General features: G+C 57.9%; 18 protein-coding genes. 9 read left to right on the top strand and 9 right to left on the bottom strand.

Annotated elements, in window-relative coordinates; genetic code table 11:
- The first annotated feature begins 56 nt into the window (after positions 1-56).
- Positions 57-1,307 (top strand): serine/threonine transporter SstT, encoded by a 1,251-nt coding sequence (gene sstT / locus ACTG27_RS06535; protein WP_346201622.1) that lies wholly within the window; start codon positions 57-59, stop codon positions 1,305-1,307.
- 207 nt (positions 1,308-1,514) lie between these two features.
- The gene (locus ACTG27_RS06530; RefSeq protein ID WP_335818952.1) at positions 1,515-2,510 is read left to right on the top strand and encodes a hypothetical protein; all 996 of its coding nucleotides are present in this window, start codon (positions 1,515-1,517) and stop codon (positions 2,508-2,510) included.
- 266 nt (positions 2,511-2,776) lie between these two features.
- On the opposite strand, the gene ACTG27_RS06525 is transcribed toward ACTG27_RS06530, so the two are convergent.
- From ACTG27_RS06525 to pabB, 3 genes are all read right to left on the bottom strand, one after another.
- Positions 2,777-4,075: a serine/threonine transporter gene (locus tag ACTG27_RS06525; RefSeq protein WP_439979338.1), complete on the bottom strand. Its 1,299-nt coding sequence runs from the start codon at positions 4,073-4,075 to the stop codon at positions 2,777-2,779.
- A gap of 216 nt (positions 4,076-4,291) precedes the next feature.
- The gene (locus tag ACTG27_RS06520) at positions 4,292-4,858 is read right to left on the bottom strand and encodes a CoA pyrophosphatase (RefSeq protein ID WP_439979337.1); all 567 of its coding nucleotides are present in this window, start codon (positions 4,856-4,858) and stop codon (positions 4,292-4,294) included.
- Between the two features lie 42 nt (positions 4,859-4,900).
- Positions 4,901-6,184, bottom strand: a complete 1,284-nt coding sequence (gene pabB, locus ACTG27_RS06515) for an aminodeoxychorismate synthase component I (protein ID WP_439979336.1) — start codon at positions 6,182-6,184, stop codon at positions 4,901-4,903.
- Between the two features lie 294 nt (positions 6,185-6,478).
- On the opposite strand from pabB, the gene ACTG27_RS06510 reads away from it, so the two are divergent.
- Positions 6,479-8,005, top strand: a complete 1,527-nt coding sequence (locus ACTG27_RS06510; protein WP_005345328.1) for a fumarate hydratase — start codon at positions 6,479-6,481, stop codon at positions 8,003-8,005.
- A gap of 205 nt (positions 8,006-8,210) precedes the next feature.
- Here ACTG27_RS06510 and ACTG27_RS06505 read toward each other — a convergent pair whose 3' ends face one another.
- The gene (locus tag ACTG27_RS06505; protein ID WP_005333203.1) at positions 8,211-8,789 is read right to left on the bottom strand and encodes a PhnA domain-containing protein; all 579 of its coding nucleotides are present in this window, start codon (positions 8,787-8,789) and stop codon (positions 8,211-8,213) included.
- 184 nt (positions 8,790-8,973) lie between these two features.
- Between ACTG27_RS06505 and ACTG27_RS06500 the strand changes: the two genes are divergently transcribed.
- From ACTG27_RS06500 to ACTG27_RS06490, 3 genes are all read left to right on the top strand, one after another.
- Positions 8,974-10,194 carry a methyltransferase gene (locus tag ACTG27_RS06500; protein ID WP_110303068.1) on the top strand — a complete coding sequence of 407 codons (1,221 nt, stop codon included), beginning with the start codon at positions 8,974-8,976 and terminating at the stop codon, positions 10,192-10,194.
- A 307-nt stretch (positions 10,195-10,501) separates the two neighbouring features.
- Positions 10,502-11,965, top strand: a complete 1,464-nt coding sequence (locus tag ACTG27_RS06495) for a chitinase (RefSeq protein ID WP_439979335.1) — start codon at positions 10,502-10,504, stop codon at positions 11,963-11,965.
- A 594-nt stretch (positions 11,966-12,559) separates the two neighbouring features.
- Positions 12,560-13,168 (top strand): histidine phosphatase family protein, encoded by a 609-nt coding sequence (locus ACTG27_RS06490; RefSeq protein ID WP_335818946.1) that lies wholly within the window; start codon positions 12,560-12,562, stop codon positions 13,166-13,168.
- Between the two features lie 130 nt (positions 13,169-13,298).
- On the opposite strand, the gene ACTG27_RS06485 is transcribed toward ACTG27_RS06490, so the two are convergent.
- Positions 13,299-14,594 carry a sensor domain-containing diguanylate cyclase gene (locus ACTG27_RS06485; protein WP_179903928.1) on the bottom strand — a complete coding sequence of 432 codons (1,296 nt, stop codon included), beginning with the start codon at positions 14,592-14,594 and terminating at the stop codon, positions 13,299-13,301.
- A 57-nt stretch (positions 14,595-14,651) separates the two neighbouring features.
- Entirely contained in the window at positions 14,652-15,176 is a 525-nt protein-coding gene (gene smrB / locus ACTG27_RS06480) for an endonuclease SmrB (protein ID WP_021230158.1), read from the bottom strand.
- Between the two features lie 82 nt (positions 15,177-15,258).
- Between smrB and prmB the strand changes: the two genes are divergently transcribed.
- Together prmB and aroC are read left to right on the top strand one after the other, a co-directional pair.
- On the top strand, positions 15,259-16,194 hold the full coding sequence (gene prmB / locus ACTG27_RS06475) for a 50S ribosomal protein L3 N(5)-glutamine methyltransferase (RefSeq protein ID WP_005360393.1): 936 nt from the start codon (positions 15,259-15,261) through the stop codon (positions 16,192-16,194).
- A gap of 12 nt (positions 16,195-16,206) precedes the next feature.
- Positions 16,207-17,295, top strand: a complete 1,089-nt coding sequence (gene aroC, locus ACTG27_RS06470; protein WP_201914756.1) for a chorismate synthase — start codon at positions 16,207-16,209, stop codon at positions 17,293-17,295.
- A 111-nt stretch (positions 17,296-17,406) separates the two neighbouring features.
- Here the strand turns inward: aroC and ACTG27_RS06465 are convergent, their stop codons facing one another.
- Positions 17,407-18,237 (bottom strand): substrate-binding periplasmic protein, encoded by an 831-nt coding sequence (locus tag ACTG27_RS06465; protein ID WP_439979334.1) that lies wholly within the window; start codon positions 18,235-18,237, stop codon positions 17,407-17,409.
- Positions 18,238-18,585: 348 nt separating this feature from the next.
- Between ACTG27_RS06465 and ACTG27_RS06460 the strand changes: the two genes are divergently transcribed.
- Positions 18,586-19,986, top strand: a complete 1,401-nt coding sequence (locus tag ACTG27_RS06460) for a DEAD/DEAH box helicase (protein WP_439979333.1) — start codon at positions 18,586-18,588, stop codon at positions 19,984-19,986.
- Positions 19,987-20,104: 118 nt separating this feature from the next.
- On the opposite strand, the gene ACTG27_RS06455 is transcribed toward ACTG27_RS06460, so the two are convergent.
- Together ACTG27_RS06455 and ACTG27_RS06450 are read right to left on the bottom strand one after the other, a co-directional pair.
- Positions 20,105-20,755 (bottom strand): hypothetical protein, encoded by a 651-nt coding sequence (locus ACTG27_RS06455; protein ID WP_439979332.1) that lies wholly within the window; start codon positions 20,753-20,755, stop codon positions 20,105-20,107.
- A gap of 116 nt (positions 20,756-20,871) precedes the next feature.
- A complete protein-coding gene (locus tag ACTG27_RS06450) occupies positions 20,872-21,258 on the bottom strand; it encodes an MAPEG family protein (protein ID WP_127005567.1) in 387 nt (128 codons plus the stop codon).
- Positions 21,259-21,402 lie beyond the last annotated feature (144 nt).

Raw genomic sequence — 21,402 nt, 5'->3', positions numbered from 1 at the left:
AGTGGTTGCAGACAGGACTCATGATTCATGCACTACGGTGCTTAGGGACTTTTTTGATGACACAACAACACCCCCTCCTTCGGCTGGTCAATAGCACCAGTCTGGTCAGCCAGATCCTGGTTGGTCTGGTATTCGGTATCTTGCTGGCACTGTTTGCCCCCGAGTGGGCGAAAACGGCAGGTCTGCTCGGCAGTCTGTTCGTTGGTGCACTGAAAGCGGTAGCTCCGCTGCTGGTATTCGTACTGGTGATGGCGGCCATCATTGGTCACAAGCAGGGTCAGAAGACCAATATGCGACCGATCCTGCTGCTCTATCTGTTTGGTACCTTCTCTGCGGCCGTGGTCGCGGTGATTGCCAGCTTCCTGTTCCCCTCCAACCTCCATCTGGTGGCCAATACTGCCGAGATCACCCCGCCAGGCGGGATCACCGAGGTGCTGCAGACCCTGCTGTTCAACGTGGTGACCAACCCGGTCAAGGCGCTGATGGATGCCAACTATATCGGGATCCTGGCGTGGGCCATCGGTCTGGGTATCGCCATGCGCCATGCCAACGAGAGCACCAAGGCGCTGATCACTGACCTGTCTCACGGTGTCTCCGCCATCGTGAAAGCGGTGATCCGCTGTGCCCCGCTCGGGATCCTGGGTCTGGTTGCTTCCACTCTGGCAGAGACCGGCTTTGACGCCCTGTTTGGCTATGCCCAACTGCTGGTGGTGCTGATCGGCTGCATGCTGTTTATCGCCTTCGTGGTCAACCCGTTGATCGTCTTTTGGAAGATCAAGCGCAACCCCTATCCGCTGGTGCTGACTTGCCTCAAAGAGAGCGGCGTGACCGCCTTCTTTACCCGCAGCTCTGCCGCCAACATCCCGGTCAACATGGCGCTGTGTGAAAAACTGCGCCTGCCCAAAGATACCTACGCTGTCTCCATCCCGCTGGGTGCCACCATCAACATGGCGGGTGCGGCCATCACCATCACTGTGCTGGCCATGGCGGCGGTACATACCCTGGGGATGGAAGTGGACATGGCAACAGCCGTGCTGCTCTCCGTGGTTGCCACCATCAGTGCCTGTGGCGCTTCCGGTGTGGCGGGCGGCTCCTTGCTGCTGATCCCGCTGGCCTGTAGCCTGTTTGGCATCAGCAATGACATCGCCATGCAGGTGGTAGCAGTCGGCTTTATCATCGGCGTGCTGCAGGATTCTGCCGAGACGGCGCTGAACAGCTCCACCGACGTGCTGTTCACCGCCGCTGCTTGCATGGCCGAAGATGAAACCCTGCTGGAACCTTCCGCGCTGCCCAGCAGCGAGGCGTGAGCCGGTAGCTCGATTTTTCGATTCAGCCCCTCTCTGTGAGGGGCTTTTTATATCAGCGGGCCTAAATGTGTTGAGGAGAGGAGTGCGCAAGAAAACATTCATTTTGATGAAATGTTTGGTTACAAATAGCCGACAGACAGTGCGGGTGCTGCCCCGTTAAAATAGCTGCGGAATAATAAGGTTCAGGCTAAAAAACGAGATTAAATAATGAAAAAAACTACGCTTTCGTGGGCAATTATTGGTGCATTAGGTTTGGTTGGTTGCGGTGGTGGTGGCGGAGATAGTGGTGGTGGTGGTGGTACCACGCCACCGGAGCCGCAACCGAGGGCGCTGCCGGTGGCTGGCGTCTATCTCCCCGTCCTGATGGACGCTCAGGGGCAGTTAATCAACCGTCCGGTCAACGACAGTTATCGTGCGGTCGGTCTTGTCTATCCGGCGTCCACAGAGGGCACGGGTTGGGCGATGAACATTGCTGAGAAAAGAAGTGCCACAGTCAGCACTTATACCTTCCCTCAAGGCTTCTCTTCTCTGAATAAAGGTGAGGGTTACCCACTGACGTTGTCGTTGCTGGTGAACAAAAGCCAACCCAGTACCTTCGACTCGGCTGAGCAAAAGTCCAATACCAATGTCGATGGGTTGGTCAAGGTGGCGTCTGTGCCAGATACGGCGGGAAGCAGCCAGTCACTCTGGGTACTCGATTATCGACCCGTCAAAGCCAAAATCGATTCTGCACTCACTATTCAGAATTGGGGCGGCCAAGTGGCATTGCAGCCGATGGTCACTGCGCCTATCAACGCGGACTCCTGGTACAACCTTGGGGAGAGTGCACTGTTTCAAGATTTCAAAACCGAGCGCAGCAACAATGGTTTGGGGATCAAGCTGACCATCCTGTTTAAAGAAGGGTGTTCTGTAAGCGGTGAGACAGAGGCCAACACTCAAGGTTTGAACAAGCTGACGTTGACTGGTTGGAACAATCGGTCATGCAGTTTCAATACCTTGACAGGGCCTGCTGATATCAAAGAGGGAAAAATTTATGAGGGGCTCTGGGAAAAAAGGATGCGCGAATTTGCCGATCGCAACGCCAGTGTCACTGCATATCTGACCATGAAACCGGGTAGCAATGGTCAGAAAGACACCCTGGTGCTCGGTATTCCGGAAATCACCGGTATCACGCCGTTCCTGTTGGAAGCGCAACCACTCTAATCAGCCAGAGATAGTGCGTGTTTATCAAGAGATGCCAGTCGCTTACCCGACTGGCATTTTTGTTGGTCGAGGTTCGGTGCGAAGCCCTGAAACATCATGATGTGGTTGCCGGATAAGGGTTGTTTCCTTGGTTGTTGTGTGAGTTCAGGTGCTGTGGCTGCAATAACTGCGTGATGAGTGGCAAGACTATTCAGGACGGGACAACGCAATAAAAAAAGCCAGCCGAGTGTTCGGCTGGCTTTTTGCTATCAGCGGCAGGTAGGGGATTAACCGAACAGCTGATAGAGGATGGCGGAGATGGCGATCATGCCCATGGTTGCAACGAAGACGTTGCTGATATGGCCCTGATATTTCGCCATAGCCGGTACGCGCTTGATGGCGTACATCGGCATGATGAACAGGATGGTAGCGATGATCGGGCCGCCCAAGGATTCAATCATGCCCAGGATGGAAGGGTTGGCAATGGCAGTGCCCCACAGGGTCAGGATGAAGAAGGCGATAATGAACATCTCGACTTTCTTGGCGTTCGGCTCTTTGCCGGACTTGCGCATGTTCTGCACGATCATCCCTTTCAGACCTTCACGGGCACCCAGATAGTGGCCGAAGAAGGAGGATACGATGGCTACGAACGCAACCAACGGACCGAAGTAGGAGATGATGGGGCTGGCATGCTGGTTCGCCAGATAGGAGAGCACGGCGATGTTCTGGGCCTTGGCTTCTGCCAGCTGGGCCGGTGTCAGGCTCATGACGCAGGAGAAGACGAAGAACATCACGAAGCCCAGCAGCACCATGGCGGTACGCTTGAGGATGGCATCGGCCTTCTCGACAGCCTGATCACCGTGGTCGCGGCGCTGGGCCAGAGAGAAGCTGGAGATGGCCGGGCTGTGGTTGAAGGAGAAGACCAGTACCGGGATGGTCAGCCACAGGGTAGTGGCGAAATCCTTGGCAGAGGGCACTTGTTCCAGCGCGGCACCGGTCCAGTCCGGGATCAGGTACAAAGAGATACCGGCCAGAATGGCGATCAACGGATAAACCAGCAGCTCGGTCACTTTCAGCATCAGCTTTTCACCGGCCAGCATCACCGACATCATGCCCATGATCAGCACGATGGAGAGGATCCAGCGCGGCGGGGCACTCATCTGCAGTTGGTTGACCATGAAGCTTTCCACGGTGTTGGTGATGCCCACGCCGTAGATCAGCACGATGGGGTAGATGGCGAAGAAGTAGAGCAGGGTGATTAATTTACCGGCACCCACGCCAAAGTGCTCTTCCACCACTTCGGTGATGTCTGCGTTTGGCTTTTTGGAGGAGAGCACGAAGCGGGCCAGACCACGGTGGGCCAGATAGGTCATGGGACCTACCAGCAGCGCCATGACGACCAGCGGCCAGAAACCGCCCATACCCGCGTTGATCGGCAGGAACAGGATCCCCGCGCCAACTGCGGTCCCGAACAGACTGATGACCCAGGTAGAGTCGCGTTTTTCCCAACGAGTGGTTTGAGTAGAGCTGATCCCTTGCTCTGTTGACGCCGCAACTCCCTGCGTGCCAGTGACTGTGTTTGACATCTATCTCACCCCGAATGTGTGGTTCTTATTAAGTCGGCGCAAGGATACGGTTTTTCTAATCAAAAATGTTGATCAAATTCATCTTTACGGCACGAAAAACCGCACTTTCTTATGGAAATGTGATCAAAACAAGAAAAATTCAATTATTGTTTATCAATTGGCACGTTATTTTAGTGTTAATGATTAAATCTCGCTCAGCCTAATGTAGGTAAATTGTTATTTTGCGAGATGCTGGGCTAGCTGGTTGATCATGCTGGCGGTAGCCCCCCAGATAAAGTACTGTTGCCAAGGGATCCAGTAGATGGTATGAGCTTTCCCCCCTCTGGAAAGGGTCAGGGGGATGTGGTTGCGCCGATCCAGCAGATGGGTCAGCGGCACTTCGAAGGCGTGATCCACCTCATCCGGACTCAGGATGAGGGGATAGTTGCCATCGAGCAGCCCCAGCACCGGCAGTACCTCGAATCGTGACACCGTATTGAGCGGGTTGAGGGTGCCGATCACTTCAATCAGTCGGGCCGGAATGCCGAGCTCCTCTTCGGTCTCCCGCAGCGCCGTGGCAATCAGGTTCTCGTCACCGGGATCCTGTCGCCCGCCGGGGAAGCTGATCTGCCCCCCATGATGACGCAGCCGGGGGCTGCGCCGGGTCAATAACACGCTGAGCCCCTCATCGCGCATCACCACCGGGATCAACACCGCCGCCGGACTGAGCCCGCCAATGGCGAGGCGATGGGCCGGGGCGGGTCGCTGCAACTGGAAGCGGGTTAGCAGTTCGTGGCGATCCATGGCGGGGAGCTCTCCTGTGCGTTGGCCAGACAGTGGGGAGGGTTACAGCGCCGACAGCGGCGGCAGGATGCGGGCGACCTTGTCATAAGTCTCCTGATATTCGCTGTCGGCGTCGGAGTCGGCGATGATGCCGCCACCGGCCCAGCAGTGCAGGCGGCCCGCTTCGGCGATCAAAGTGCGAATGCAGATGCTGGTATCCATCCGGCCATGTTGACTGAGATAGCCGATGCTGCCGCAATAGGCATTGCGGCGCTGGGGCTCAAGCTCTTCGATGATCTCCATAGCGCGGATCTTGGGGGCGCCGGTGATGGAGCCACCCGGGAAACAAGCCCGCAGCAGATCAACCCCTTGCCAGCGTGCATCCAGCTCACCATGGATAGTGGAGACCAGATGATGTACCGCTGGAAACGACTCCACCGCAAAGAGATGAGGCACGCTGACCGAGCCCGGCCGGCTGACCCGACCGATGTCGTTGCGCAGCAGATCAACGATCATCAGATTCTCTGATCTGTCCTTGTCCGCCTGCGCCAGCTCCAGCGCGACTTGCCGATCGATGGCCGGATCAGGGTGGCGCGGACGAGTGCCCTTGATGGGTTTGGTTTCGATATGGCGGCCATCAAGCAGCAGGAACCGCTCGGGAGAGAGGCTCAGCAGCGCGCTGTCCGGCAGGCGGATAAAGGCTGAGAAGGGGGCCTTGTTGGCGGTTGCCAGCAGGCAATAGGCCTGCCACTCATCCCCCTGATAGGGGGCGCTGAAACGCTGGGTCAGGTTGATCTGGTAGCAATCTCCCGCGGCGAGATATTCCTGAATACGGGCAAACTTCTCGCCATACTCGGCGCGGCTCATATTGCTCTGCCACGACCCCTGCAAGGAAAAAGCGGGGGCCGGTTTGGTCTGCTGATGTTCAAGCCAGGCCAGTCGCTTGGCAAGGCCTGCTTCATCCCCCCAGTGCACCAGCTGCCAGTCGCCGGTCGCTACATTGCGCAGCAGCGCCCAGTCATAAATGCCCACCGCCATGTCCGGCACCGCGATATCGGCAGTGGCCTGCACCGGCAACCGTTCGAAGCGGCGGCCCAGATCATAGCCAAACAGACCGAGGGCGCCGCCAATAAAGGGAAGGCGAGTGACGCACAGATCCAGCTCTCCCAGCAGCTGTTGTTGGGTATGGGCCAGCAGAGCGAGGGGATCTTCGCTGTGTTCGCTGCTCTTACCATGCCAGGTGAGAGTGGTGACCTGGCCGCGGGTTTCGAGGGTCGCCAGCGGATCGGCAGTGATGATATCAAAGCTGTTATCGGCGCCGAGTGGTCCCGCCGATTCCAGCAACATAGCCCACGGCTGATGTTGCAGGCGGGCAAAAAGCTGATGGAGTTCAGCACTATGGTCTAGATGATGGATATGAAGTGTTGGCGTCATTTTATGTTACACAGGCAACAGTTTGGTTCCCGAACCCTAGTCGGTGCTGGTGGGCAAGCGTATCATAGGTGTCGGTGACTTAAGAAAAAACTGCCGTGTCGTTCGTTTTTTGCTGGTTGATAGTTTTTAGCCAGCACGTCAGCATGGCCCATCATATGGAAGCCCTTGCCCTGCTCCGTGGCAGAGACAAGGACCAGTGAGGATGATATGAGCATTATAAAAAAACAGGATTTCATCGATTCTATCGCAGATGCCCTCCAGTACATCTCCTATTACCACCCGTTGGATTTTGTTCAGGCTGCCAAAGCGGCGTATGACCGTGAGGCCAACCCGGCCGCCAAAGATGCGCTGGCCCAGATCCTGATCAACTCCCGCATGTCCGCCGAAGGTCATCGTCCGCTCTGCCAGGACACCGGCATCGTGACCTGTTTCGTCAAGATTGGCATGCAAGTCCAGTGGGACAGCGACATGACGGTGCAGGAGATGGTGGACGAAGGGACCCGTCGTGCCTACACCAATCCTGACAACCCGCTGCGCGCCTCCGTGCTGGCCGATCCGGCCGGCAGTCGCAAAAACACCAAAGACAACGCCCCTGCCGTGGTCCATATCGACATGATCCCCGGCAACAAGGTGGAAGTGAGCATCGCTGCCAAAGGCGGCGGCTCCGAGAACAAATCCAAGATGGTGATGCTCAACCCCTCTGACGATATCGTCGAGTGGGTGCTGAAAACCGTGCCGACCATGGGCGCAGGCTGGTGCCCACCCGGCATGCTGGGCATCGGCATCGGTGGTACTGCCGAGAAAGCGGCGGTGCTGGCCAAAGAGGCTCTGATGGAGCACATCGACATTCAGGAGCTGATCGCCCGTGGCCCGCAAACCACCGAAGAGAAGCTGCGGGTCGAGCTCTACGACAAGGTCAACAAGCTGGGGATCGGTGCCCAGGGTCTGGGCGGCCTCACAACCGTGCTGGATGTGAAGGTGAAATCTGCGCCGACTCACGCCGCCTCCAAGCCGGTGGTGATGATCCCCAACTGCGCCGCGACCCGCCACGTTCACTTCGAGCTGGATGGTTCAGGGCCCGCCGAGCTGACCCCGCCGAAACTGAGCGACTGGCCGGAGATCACCCGTGAAGCGGGTGGCAACGTGCGTCGCGTCAACGTTGATGGCATCACCAAGGCCGAACTGGCCAGCTGGAAGAGCGGTGATACCGTGCTGCTGTCGGGCAAAATCCTTACCGGTCGCGATGCAGCCCACAAGCGTATCGCCGACATGCTGGCCCGTGGTGAAGGGCTGCCGGAAGGGGTCGATTTCACCAACCGCTTTATCTATTACGTTGGCCCGGTCGATGCGGTGCGCGACGAAGTGGTCGGCCCGGCAGGCCCCACCACCTCCACCCGTATGGACAAGTTCACCGACATGATGCTGGGTGAAACCGGCCTTATCGGCATGATCGGCAAATCCGAGCGGGGCCCGAAAACCGTCGAGAGCATCAAGCAGCACAAGGCCGTCTATCTGATGGCGGTCGGCGGCGCCGCCTATCTGGTGGCCAAGGCGATCAAGAAAGCCCGCGTGGTGGCATTTGCCGATCTCGGCATGGAAGCGATCTACGAGTTTGAAGTGGAAGATATGCCGGTGACCGTAGCGGTCGACTCCGAGGGTAACAACATCCACGAAACCGGCCCGGCCTACTGGTCGGCCAAGATTGCCGAGCTGGATGGCAAGCTCTCCTCCTGAGTGACCATTTCCGCTGCCGGTTAACGACATCTGCCATGTAAACAAGGCGCATCCATCCGGATGCGCCTTTTTGCTTTGACTGGCCTGTTATGGGCTCAGGTTGGCCGTTTGTGGCAAGCGGGCATAAAAAAGGATGGCGTGACGCCATCCTTTTTCGTTGTGCTTGTGCTCTGGGTAGTAGACAGCAGAGCAATCGCCCTTGGCTTTAGGCCTTTTTCAGGTAGGCCGCAACCAGAACGATCTGCACGCCGTTGACCTTGCCTTCAATATGGAGCGGGTTGTTGGTCAGACGGATGCCCTTGACCAGGGTGCCGCGCTTGGCGGTAAAACCGGCGCCTTTCACGTCCAGATCCTTGATCAGGGTAACGGAGTCGCCCTCTTGCAGCACGGCGCCGTTGGAGTCAACGGTCGGTACGCTGTCGTCATCTTCGTCAGCAATACCAGCTTCAGCCCAGGCCTTGGCTTCGTCTTCCATGTACATCATGTCCAGCAGATCCTGAGCCCACACTTCACCCTTGCCGGAGAGAGCTTTCAGCTGGCGCCATGCCATCACCTGCACCGCAGGCACCTGGCTCCACATGCTGTCACTCAGGCAACGCCAGTGGTTGACCACCAGGGTATCCGGTTGTTCCAGCTGACCACGGCAGGTGTCACAGATAGCAACGCTGTGATCATCGTCGCTGGCGGGGGAGTGAGGCACCACGAAGGCGGTCAGCGCCTGCTCGGCGCTGCACAGTTCACACTTGGCGCCCGCGCGCGCTTGCAGAATGGCGTTGATGGTCATGTTGTTGGTCCCATAGCTAGTGGTAAAGCGACCCGCGTTGGGCGGGGCGCGTGAAAGAGGGGGCGGAATATAGCATAAAACCCCGCACTTTGTCAGGTCTGCCCTGGCTCACAAGGTTGGCTGTGCTGTTGCGCGGCGCTGATCGTTTGGTATTGAGAGTGCAATTTGAAGCGGGATCGCTAGAATGAGCCTCCTTTTTGACTGCAAGGCAGGGGCATTCGTGCTGGCTCAACGTTTTCAACACCTGGATCGACTGCTCACCCGCTACCGACGCTGGTGGCAATATCAGCCATATCATCATTTGACCATGGCCTTTGCCGATGAGGCGCCCGAACTGGCGGCGTTGCTCAATGGGCTGACGCTCGGCCAGTTGGCAGAGCTCGATGCGGATATGGATGCCCTCAGCAGTCTGCTTGCCCCCTGGATTGCCGAGGGCGCCGAGCTGCAGCAACTCAGCCAGCTTGCCCCGTTTACCCCGGAGCCCATCACTTGCAGCAAGGAGATGGCGCTGCATATGCCGGGGCGCAAGCAGGCTCAGATCGAGTCGTTCACCGCCTGTCTGCCTGCCCATCAGGGCCCCTATCTGGAGTGGTGTGCCGGTAAGGGCCACCTTGGGCGGCTGGTGTCACTTCATCGACAGGCTCCGATCCTCAGTCTGGAGTTGCAAGGGCAGCTTTGTGACGAAGGTCGGCTGCTGGCCGAGCGGGATGGCGCCAATATGACCTTTACCTGCGCCGATGCTTTTGCCCCCGAGTCGGCGGCGCTGATCGCCCCCGAACATCACGCTATGGCACTCCATGCCTGCGGCGAGCTGCACACCCATCTGCTGGAGCGGGTGGCCGAGCGCGGTGCCCGCGGCGTGACCATCTCTCCCTGTTGTTACCACCTGATCCGCAGCAGCCACTATCGCCCGCTGTCGGCCGCGGCCAATGCCAGCGAGCTGGTGTTGAGCAAGGCGGATCTCAAGTTGCCGCTACAGGAGACGGTGACTGGCGGTGCGCGGATCGCCCGCCTGCGGGAGCAGGAAGTGTTGTGGCGGCTCGGGTTTGACTGCCTGCAGCGTCAGGTGCGCGGGGTGGATGAGTATCTGCCGGTGCCCAATATGCAAAAGAGCCTGCTGACCGGCACCTTCGAGGCATTCTGCGTTTGGGCTGCTGAACGCAAAGCGATTATGCTGCCCGCTGGGCTCGACTATTCCGCCTGGCTGGAACACGGGGAGCGCCGCTTTGGTGATGTCGCCCGCATGGAGCTGGTGCGTCATTTGTTTCGCCGTCCCCTCGAGATCTGGCTGGCGCTGGATCGCGCGCTCTTTTTGCAAGAGCAGGGTTATCGGGTCGAAGTGGGGGAGTTCTGTGCCAAACCCATGACTCCGCGCAATATATTGATCCGTGCCGTGCGTGCCTGACATCCGGCTATTTTGAGCATTTTTCTTGAACATTGATGATGGCTGACAGGTTGAGCCTGTCAGCCATTTTTTTCATCACGAACAATGACCGTATGGCTGGTCACCTGGCCGCCTCAACTGTTCTAAAAATGGGCGACAGAACACGCTGGGTCGTTTTCGTTTGGGTTCTTTTTCTTTGTTTCAGCTGCACTGAATATCACAAGGTGAAATGGCTCACAAATTCTGCTTATTTCTTAATTCTCATCGTGAATTTAGTTGTTGAAACACCTACTCTTGGAACGCATTAATTCAAACAAGGACGATAAACATGTTCAAACCCAAGCGTTGTGCCTGGCTGATCGCTGCCGCCTGCGCATTGCCAAGCTATGCCGCAATGAGTGCTGCCATGAATATTCAACCCGATCCGCAAAATGAGGGAGGATATGTGATTGCGGCCCCGGATCTGACCGCCATGGAAAAAGCCAAGACGGCCAATCCCATGTATGCAATATGGGCCAAAGCATTGGCCACTCGGTCCAATAAAATCGTTGATGCCATTGAACCGGGTCTGGCAAGCAATCCTGACAACGTAAAACGGGTTGAACGGGTATTTCCCCAATCTGAATGGGAATATCTAACCCAGATGGCAGCGCCGGAATATACTTATGTCCGCTTCTTGCGAGCCATCGGTAAATTCCCTGCGTTCTGTGGCGAATATACTGACGGGCGTGATTCTGATGCGATCTGTAAAAAATCCATCGTGACCGCCTTTGCCCACTTCTCTCAGGAGACGGGGGGCCATATTTCCAAGGACAATATTTCCGATAACCCGCTGGGGCTGGAGGAGTGGCAACAGGCGCTGGTGCATGTGCGGGAGATGGGCTGGTCAGAGGGACAGACCGGCTATACCACAGGCTGCGGCCAGAACGACTGGCAGAACAAGAAGTGGCCCTGCAGCACGGGTCAGGGGTACTTCGGCCGCGGCGCCAAGCAGCTTTCTTACCACTTCAACTACGGTGCCTTCTCCGAGGCGATGTTTGATGGCGATGCCTCCGTGCTGCTCAACAACCCGGGTCTGGTGGCGGACTCCTGGCTTAACCTCGCTTCTGCCATCTGGTTTTTCCTCACCCCGCAGGCCCCGAAACCGGCCATGCTGCACGTGATTGATCGTACCTGGGCACCCTCCAAACGGGAAGCTGACGCCGGTATCGGCTATGGCTTCGGTACCACCATCAACGTCATCAACGGCGGCATCGAGTGTGGCGAGCAGAACAAGGACAAGGGGCAGCCGGTCAATCGCATCCGCTACTGGGAAGGGCTGGCCAACCACTACCAGATCCCGATAAAGGCGGATGAGAAGAACACCTGCTGGCAGCAGACTCCCTATGGCAGCCTCAATCTTAACGGCGCTACCGACGTGCTCTACACCAACTGGGATGGCAACTGGAAATACTATCCGGATCGCCCGGGCGGTTACTCCTTCGAGTGCGAGCTGGTGGGCTTTCAGACCGCTTATTCTGCGCTGGTGCCGGGTGATTACGAGAAGTGCGTGACCAACTTCTACGGCTCCCACGCCAACTGGCCGAAAGTGCGTATCGTGGACAAACTGACTCCACCGCCGGTCGATCCGAGCGAACCCCCCATCGGTGGCAACCCGGCCTGGGAAGCCAGCAAGGTCTATACCGCTGGCAGCAAGGTGAGCTACAAGGGAGCCGTCTATCAGGCCAAATGGTGGACACAGGGAGATGATCCCGCCAAAGGTGGCCCCTGGGCGTTGGTGACGAACCAATAAAGAGACAGTCCATCTATTGATAAGGAGAGGGGGGCTTAGCCCCCTTTTTATATATTTTTATGGTATGGATAATATGTGGTAGTGATTAAAAAGAGAACCATCAATCTGGAGGGGGAGCTGTATTTTTCGGCCAACTTTGATTTCCCGCTAAAAGTGACGTAAACGGTCCATATCAAAATTTATTGATGGCTGGGTTTAATGTTTGAACCTTGCGGCTTAGTAATATCAAGAAACGTTTTGTGATGTTTTGCTAAACGATGGGTTCGCAGAGCACACCCATGACGCTATCCTTCTCGTATTTATGATGAGGGTGTTTATTCTTCCCATCTATCAACTCATGGTATCACCCAGCTCGCTATTTATTTCACGGAGTGAGAAATGAACATGTTGGATGTAAAAGTCATATGTATCTATTTGTTTACGGATGAGTGTGCGTAGTTCAGCAGATTATTTTCACTGGGAGCGAGGTAATCTTGTTCGATTTTAAAGAATCGTTAAGGTGCGCAGATGAATGGGGATTGTCGTCTCGTTATCTGAATGGGAAGTCGTATGTGGTTTAATCACTAAGCAGATAGTAGGAAAGAGGAGTGCACCATGGAACTGGTGGTGATCCGCCATGCAGAGACGCAGGCCAATGCGGAAGGGCGTTATCAGGGCGCGCTGGATATCGGGCTCAATGACGATGGCGTGCGCCAGATCTCTTGTCTGGCTGAGAAGGTAGCTGTGGCACAGCAGCCGTTCGATCGGCTGCTGGCGTCCCCGCTGCTGCGAACAAGGGAGAGCGCTGCCATCTTGTCTCGCCAGTTGGGATTGTCAGTGGAGCTTGTGCCAGCCTTTCGTGAGCGGGATGTCGGCCTGTTTGAAGGGCTAACACAGGTAGAGGCGAGAACACGCTATCCCGAGCTGTGGGCGCGCAATATCACGCGGCGCTGGGCTGAAGCTCCTCCCGGTGGTGAAACCATTGATGAGGTGATTGCCCGAGTCTCGCAGGGACTCACGGAACTTGCTTCGACCATGCAAGGGGAGCGGATACTACTGGTGGCGCATGGTGTCGTCGCCAAGGTGATCCGCGCCGTAACGATTGCCGGATTTGATGACTTCTTCGAGTGGCAATTGCCCAACGGCGGCATGCTGTCGGTGAGGCTCTCTCTGGCTGATGGTGGCCCACTGCGCTTTAGCCGTCCCCTTGATGGTTGTGATTGAAAAGTGCACCAAAAGCATGACGAGAAAAAGCGCTACCGAAGAGAGTAGCGCTGTCTTTTGTATTCGTTGCGGTGGGTTATCGCTGCAGGCACAGGATAGCAGTGTCATCAGAGGGCAGGGGCGTGCGTCCTTAAGTCGGCTCCTGCTCCTCTTTGCGGCAGCAGTTGCGCCCCTGCTTTTTGGCCAGATAGAGGGCGGTGTCGGCTCGTCTAACCATCTTCTCTACAGTGTCATGGCTGCCCTTGCTGGCGCTGATCCCGATACTGATGGTGAGGGAGATCTCAAGAGCCCCATCCAGTGCATGGTGCTGGGATTCGATGGCGAGCCTGATCCGCTCGGCGCTGGCCCAGGCGAGCTCGAGGGAGGTTTCCGGGAGCAGCACGATAAACTCTTCGCCACCCCAGCGACCCAGCATGTCCACCTCCCGCAGCTGTTTGCTGATCCGTTTCACCAGACTCAGGATCGCCAGATCTCCCTGTTGATGGCCAAAGGTATCGTTGACTTCCTTGAAGTGGTCGATATCGATCAGCAGCAGGCTCATGGTATGGCCGAAACGCTGGCAGCGTTGCATCTCGGCGTTGACCAGCTCGTTGAAGCGGCGCCGGTTGGCAATGCCGGTCAGGGGATCCGTGGTAGCGGCGACCTTCAACTCCTCCACCAGTCGGGCTCGCTCCGAGATATCCCGCAAGATGGCGGTCATCTCGGTGGTCGGTCCCAGATTGATCTTGGCGATGGTCACCTCCAGCGGAAATTCGCTGCCGTCTCGGCGCAGACCCATCACCGAGGCGCGGGCGTGCATCGGGCGCGAATTGATGGGGGAGCTGCTGAAGGCTTTGAAATAGGTCTCGTGATTGGCGCGAAAACGCTGGGGAAGCAGGGTTTCCAGCCGCTTGCCGAGATAACTCTCGTCGATGCCGAACATCTCACAGGCGGCGGTGTTGATAAGCTCGATGCGTGACTCGCTGCTGACACTGATGATGCCGTCATAGGCCGAGTTGACCACTGCTTCGAAGCGACGGCGACTGGTGGTGAGCGCCTCTTCCAGCTGCTTTTTGGCAGTGATATCGATGGCGGTGACAATGATCCGGTTGATCCGTGCCTGCTCGGGGATGATGGGGGAGAGAATAAAGCGCCACCAACTGGTGCGCGAGAGGCTGTCGATGGGCAGCTCGCTCTCGAGCCCGGTCTGCATGCGCACACATTCGTGCATTGGCGGCTCGATGGTATTGGTGATGTAGCGGGGAAACATCTCGCTCAGCTGTTTGCCAATGCTGCCAAGGACATCCAGCTCGAACGCCTTGGCAAAAGTATCGTTGGCAGAGACCAGCACAAAGTGATCATCCTTGTCGAGGCTGAACACCGCCACGGCAGCGCCGATGGCGTCGAGAGATGACTTTATGTCGGCATGGGAACCCTGTGTAAACATGCGACCTCCACGGCGAATAACATATTGATATTCAGTATAGTGTGGTCGTTTGGCTAACTACTCTTCGATGTCCAGCAACACCAGAATGGCGCTGTCGCCACCCCATTCGCGGGGGGCCTGATGGAAGGCGCGCACATTGGGGTGCTGGGCCAGCCAGCTGGGAATGCGCTGCTTGAGAATATGTTTGCCGATGCCGTGCATCACCGAGGCGACGTGAATGTTCTCTTTCTGGCAGAGGGTGAGCAGGGCGGCCAGCTCCTGTTTTGCCTGCTGCTGGTTCATGCCGTGCAGATCCAGGTAGATCTCCGGCGGATAAATGCCCCGCTTGAGCTTTTTCAGCTCAAATTTTGACACATCTTCCCGCACGTAACGGGTCGGCCCATCATCGTCGAGATGGGGCTGATACTCATCGCTGAAATAGTGGTCAACCCCAAGCTTTTCGCGGGTTTCGCGCATTTCGCGTTTCTGCTTGACCGGGCGTAACTCGGCCCTTATGGTATCTTGCTTGATTTTCCGGGTACCTTTTATCGCATCGCGGAACAGCAGGGTTTCCTCGTCTGTCGGTGAGGGCGTTTTTTTCATCAGATGCTCATGTATTAGGTATGCGTCTTGCCCGCAACGTAAACGGGGCTCGGGCCGGATATTACTCGACTTGGAGGTGGATTTGGACAAGATATTTATCGATGAGGTGGTTGCCGAGATGCACACCATCCAGGACATGTTGCGTTGGGCCATGAGTCGTTTCAACGACGCCGGGATTTTTTACGGTCATGGAACCGACAACGCCTGGGATGAAGCTGTGCAGCTGGTACTGCCCGCGTTACATCTGCCACCGGATGTAGACCCGGCCATGCGCCACTCCCGTCTCACCAGCAGCGAGCGTCACCGTATCGCCGAGCTGATTATCCGCCGCGTACAGGAGCGGGTACCGGCCGCCTACCTGACCAACAAGGCCTGGTATGCCGGTTGGGAGTTCTACGTGGACGAGCGGGTGCTCATTCCCCGTTCACCCATTGCGGAGATGGTGGCCAACCGTTTCGCGCCCTTCCTCAAACATGAACCGACCCGGATCATGGATCTCTGCACCGGCTCCGGCTGTATCGCCATCATCATGGCCCACGAGTTCCCGGAAGCGGAAGTGGATGCCATCGACATCAGTATCGATGCGCTGAACGTGGCCGAGCGCAACATCAACGATCACGGGCTGGAGCAGCAGGTCATTCCGATCCGCTCCGATCTGTTCCGCGATCTGCCAGCGGGCGACAAGTACGATCTCATCGTCTCCAACCCGCCCTATGTGGACTCCGAAGATATGTCGGATCTGCCGGACGAGTTCCGTCACGAGCCCGAGCTGGCGCTGGCGTCCGGCTCCGATGGTCTCAAGCTGACCAAGCGTCTGCTGGCTCATGCGGCAGATTTCCTCAAGGATAACGGCGTCCTGGTGGTCGAAGTGGGCAACAGCATGATCCATCTGGAAGCCCAGTTCCCCGAGATCCCCTTTACCTGGGTTGAATTCGAAAACGGCGGTCACGGCGTCTTTGTGATGACCCGTGACGAGCTGGTGCAGTATCAGGATCATTTCGCCATCTACAAGAACTAAGCAGGAGCGCGCATGGCAGGGAACAGTTTTGGTCAACTCTTTCGGGTCACCACCTTTGGCGAGAGCCACGGCCTGGCGCTGGGCGCCGTGGTTGATGGCTGCCCGCCAGGGCTCGAGATCAGCGAGGCGGATCTGCAGGGGGATCTGGATCGGCGCAAGCCGGGCACTTCCCGCTACACCACGCCGCGCCGCGAGCCGGACGAGGTGAAGATCCTCTCCGGTGTGTTCGAGGGCAAGACCACCGGCACCTCCATCGGGCTGCTCATCGAGAATACCGATCAGCGCTCCAAGGATTACTCCGACATCAAGGATCTGTTCCGGCCGGGTCACGCTGACTACACCTACCACCAGAAGTATGGTCAGCGGGACTATCGCGGCGGTGGTCGCTCCTCGGCACGCGAGACCGCGATGCGGGTAGCGGCGGGGGCGATTGCCAAGAAGTACCTCAAACAGGTGCATGGCATCGAGATCACCGGTTTTCTCTCCCAGCTCGGCCCCATCAAGGCTGAGGCGTTTGACGCGGTGCAGATTGAGCAGAATCCCTTCTTCTTCCCCGATGCGGGCAAGCTGGAAGCGCTCGATCAATACATGCGTGACCTGAAAAAAGAGGGCAACAGTATCGGTGCCAAGGTGCAGGTCATTGCGCGCAATGTGCCGGTGGGCCTGGGTGAGCCGGTGTTTGATCGTCTCGACGCCGACATTGCCCATGCCATGATGGGCATCAATGCGGTGAAAGGGGTGGAGATCGGCGACGGCTTTGCGGTAGTGGAGCAAAAAGGCTCCGAGCATCGCGACGAGATGACCCCGGCGGGCTTTGCCAGCAACCATGCGGGCGGCATTCTGGGCGGTATATCGTCAGGTCAGGATATCGTGGTGAGCATGGCGCTCAAGCCCACCTCCAGCATCACGGTGCCAGGCAAGACCATCAATACCGAAGGCGAGGCAATCGAGATGATCACCAAGGGTCGTCACGATCCTTGTGTCGGCATTCGCGCCGTGCCCATCGCCGAAGCCATGCTGGCGCTGGTGTTGATGGATCACCTGCTGCGCCATCGCGCCCAGAACCAGGGGGTGTTGACCCATACCCCGCAGCTGCGCTGATCGCTGTTGCTGTTCATCGACTGACCGCTCCCTGTTTGGGGAACAAGTTCGACAATACCAAAAAGGCGACCTTCGGGTCGCCTTTGCTATTTCAGGTGGCGGCTTATCCCATCATTGCTTGCGGAGGGTGCGGGTCAGCAGATCCGCGGCGCCCGGATCGGCATTGAGGCGACACCTGGGGGGCGAGAACTTGTTGTGGGGTTTGGGCAAGGCATGAATGGCCTCGTTGACTTTGAGGAGCTGTTCTTCGTTCACGCTGTTTTTGGCAAACATCAGGCTGACCGGCTGGTGGTGTAGCAACAGCTGGCAGCTGATAAACTCTTCGGCCCCCAGTTGGGCCAGCCGGTAGCGGGCATATTGCCACTCCATGATGATGCCATCGAGGCGGCGAGCCAGCAGCAGATCGATCATCCGCTCATCGGCGTTGTATTCGGTCGCCATTTTAAGCGCCGTGCAGCTATCCATCTGATGCATGGGGCGGGTGCCGCGCAACTTGCCTATCTTGAGCCCTTTCTCGTTGCACAACGCGGGCAGATTATCGAGCTGCGCCCAGCGATCCTGATGGCCGGGAATAGGGTCATTGCTCAGCAGCACATAGGCACTCTGGCGGTAGGGGGTCGAGAAGCGGGCATAGCTCTGGCGCTCCGGCAGAGGGAGGGCGGCCATTGCCACATCCAGCTGATCGTGTTCTACCAGATGCAGTGCCCGCGCCCAGGGAAGTTCGCGAAACTTGGGGGCAAAGCCCGCCTGGGTAAGGATCTGGCGGGTCAGGCTGACATCCAGCCCATCCAGCTCACCCCGGTTGTTGATTTGGCTGAAGGGGGGCCAGTGACTCCAGGCCACGGTCAGGGTCTGACTGGCCTGCAGCGCAGGGCTTAGCAGCAGAAGCAGCAGGCCAATCCTTGCCTGCCAGCTGCCGCGGGGACGATATGACGTGGTCATAGCTAAACCTCGTTATTGTGTTCTTTTATCCCGTGCTTTTGCCCTGCGAGCCATGCCTGCGAGGGCTGATATTGTGTTGCCAGTTAATAGTGTGGTGCGTGCTACATCAATCAACGGGATTATTCGGGGGGCAGGAGGGGGATTTTCTGTTCGTGCTGGGAGGAGCATCACATTTTTCTCGTTTATCCCGGGCAACTCCGTTAGACTGCGCCTCTATTTTTTCCCCTTTGCTCTGCTCCCCGGGGAAATCGTTGTTTTCTCAATAGGCCCAGATCTTGTGAGATGGCATCGGCTCAGCAGAGGAGCCCCACCACAAATCCCCGGCGCCCCTATCTCTAGCAGGTAATTATGAGTTTTACTTCCCTCGGTCTGGCCGAACCCTTGTTGCGTGCCGTTGCCGAACAAGGCTACGACACCCCGTCTCCCATTCAGCAGCAAGCGATCCCCGCCGTTCTGGCTGGCCGCGATCTGATGGCGGCGGCCCAAACAGGGACCGGCAAGACCGCAGGCTTTACCCTGCCGATGCTGCAACGTCTGATGGAGAGCAAGCGCAAGGTTTCTCCGAACCGCATTCGTGCGCTGGTGCTGACCCCGACTCGCGAGCTGGCCGCCCAGGTGGGCGAGAGCGTGCGTAACTACGGCAAACACCTGCCGATACGCAGCCACGTGGTGTTCGGCGGCGTCAGCATCAATCCGCAGATGATGGCGACTCGCCGTGGTCTGGACGTGCTGGTGGCCTGTCCCGGCCGCCTGATGGATCTTTACAACCAGAACGCCGTCAAGTTCGACGAGGTGGAGATCCTGGTACTGGACGAAGCGGATCGCATGCTCGACATGGGCTTTATTCGCGACATCCGCCGCATCCTGGCCCTGATGCCGAAAAAGCGTCAGAACCTGCTCTTCTCCGCCACCTTCGCCGACGAGATCCGCGAACTGGCCACTGGTCTGCTGGATAACCCGGCTGTCATTGAAGTCGCCCCGCGCAACAGCACTGCCGAGCGTATCGAGCAGCTGGTGCATCCGTGCGACAAGGCCAACAAGATCGCGTTGCTGAGTCATCTGGTCACCAGCAACAACTGGCAGCAGGTACTGGTGTTCACCCGTACCAAGCACATGGCCAACCGTGTTGCCGAGACCCTCGACAAGAACGGCGTCAGCGCCGCCGCCATCCACGGCAACAAGAGCCAGGGGGCCCGTACCCGCGCCCTGGCTGGTTTCAAGGATGGCAGCGTCAAGGTGCTGGTGGCGACCGACATCGCCGCCCGTGGTCTGGACATCGACAAGCTGCCGCAGGTAGTCAACTTCGAGCTGCCGAATGTGGCGGAAGACTACGTGCACCGTATCGGTCGTACCGGCCGTGCTGGCGCTGCCGGTCACGCCATCTCCCTGGTCGCGGCCGATGAAGGCAAGCTCATCAAGGCCATCGAGCGACTGACCAAGCAGAACATTCCGTGCGAGCAGGTGGCTGGTTTTGAAGCCTCCCGCGAGACCCTGGACAACATCGCCCGTGGCATCGGCGCGCCGCTTCGCAAAGAGCCGCGCGATCCGAGCGAGCAGCGCCGAGCGCAGCGCCCGCAAGGTCAAGGCCAGCGTCAGGGCGCCGGTCGCTCTGCCAACGGTGGCAATGGCGGCGGTAACCGCTCCGGCAACGGTGGCAAGCCCAAGCCCCAGGGCGGCCAGCGTCCGGCTGATGGTGCCGGCAAACCGGCTCAGGCCCGTCGTCCACGTCGCTCTACCCACAACCAGTAAGCGGCTCGGGAGCTTGACTCCCCAGCTATGCGGTTGACTGAAAAGCCCTGCCAATCTGGCAGGGCTTTTTGTTTTTTCAGCCATGTAATCGGCCCGGTGTGGTGCAGCGAGATCAACGCTAGATGGCGGAGAGGTACTGCTTTTGCATCGCCAGCCAGCGGCCGTTATTGATAAACGCCAGCTGTACCTTGAGCAGGGCCGCAATTTCCGCGCGGTGCTTTTTATCGAGGTAGAGAAAGACCTGTTCTTTGGTGATCTTCTGCCAGGGGGACGCCAGTGCAGGTTGAGAGGCGGGGCGCATCTTGATGAGCCAATCCACTTTGCCTCGATGCAGTTGGGCAAGCCCCTGCTTCTCATCGTTCAACCAGATGACCTGATAGTTGCCGAGGAAGCGCTCGCACCACTGGATGCCACGCAGGCAGCCAATCACGGTATCCTTGGCAGGGGGCCAGCTCGGGTTATCCCTTGGCTGGCCATAAATCGCCGCCTCCGAGATGGGGGCACCGATCTGCAGCAAGTGGGGATAGGTCTGATCAAAGCCCTTGATCCGGGCCATATCGCCATCGACGGCATGGTCTGCCTCAATCAACTTTTCGCAGCGGGCATAGGTGCAGGGGATCAACTGAAAGTCGATGCCGGCCCGGCCAAACCAGTCATGAATAAAAGGGCGCAATATCGCAGTGTGTTCGACCGCTGCCGCCAGCTTTAGCGGGGTTGCATGGGCAACGTGAGTCAGCCCGACAAGCAGTAACCAGCCAATCCACTTCATATCGCACTCCTGAATCGGGCTTGTTTAAGCAGCACTGTTGCGACTATCTGTGCAGTGAAGAATAGTCGATAGGGATGGCTGCCAGACCGCTTCGCCAGCTATTCGTGACGGCCGGGTCAGGGGAGCAGCGCCGTGATCAGGATATGGGCCGCGCTCACCAGGATCACCGTGAAGGTCAGCCCCATTCCCGCCACCCGATAACGGAAGTTCTCCGGCGTGCGGCTCATGCCAAATGCATGGCAGAGGCGGCCAAGCAGCAAGGCGCTCCCCAGCAGATGGATAAGCCAGGGGGTATGGCTGCCGGTTTCGACGAAATAGATCAGCAGCAGGGCGAGGGGGACATACTCGGCAAAGTTGGCGTGTACCCGCATGGCCCGCAGCATGGCGGGGTCATCCCCATGCCCCAGCGCCACCTTGCGGCTATGGCGGGTGCGAATGGTTCGAATGCTCAGCAACACAAAAAGCAGCGCGAGCAGGGCCGCGTAAACAGGCAGTATGGTCATGGTATCTGGCTCCTTGTGTGATGATATCGAGTGGTTGGTGTTCAGAGACGCGATATTGCTCGGCATCTCAATGGCTTGCCTTGAGGGTAGCAGCAAACTGCCTTAGCACGACCGTCATCCACTCACTCGCCATCGGCCAAGCGC

Source organism: Aeromonas sp. 97A, from assembly GCF_051919185.1.
In the GTDB taxonomy this organism is placed as follows: domain Bacteria; phylum Pseudomonadota; class Gammaproteobacteria; order Enterobacterales; family Aeromonadaceae; genus Aeromonas; species Aeromonas veronii.
The sequence above is the reverse complement of the archived record's forward strand: the minus strand, read 5'-3'. Positions and strand labels throughout refer to the sequence as shown.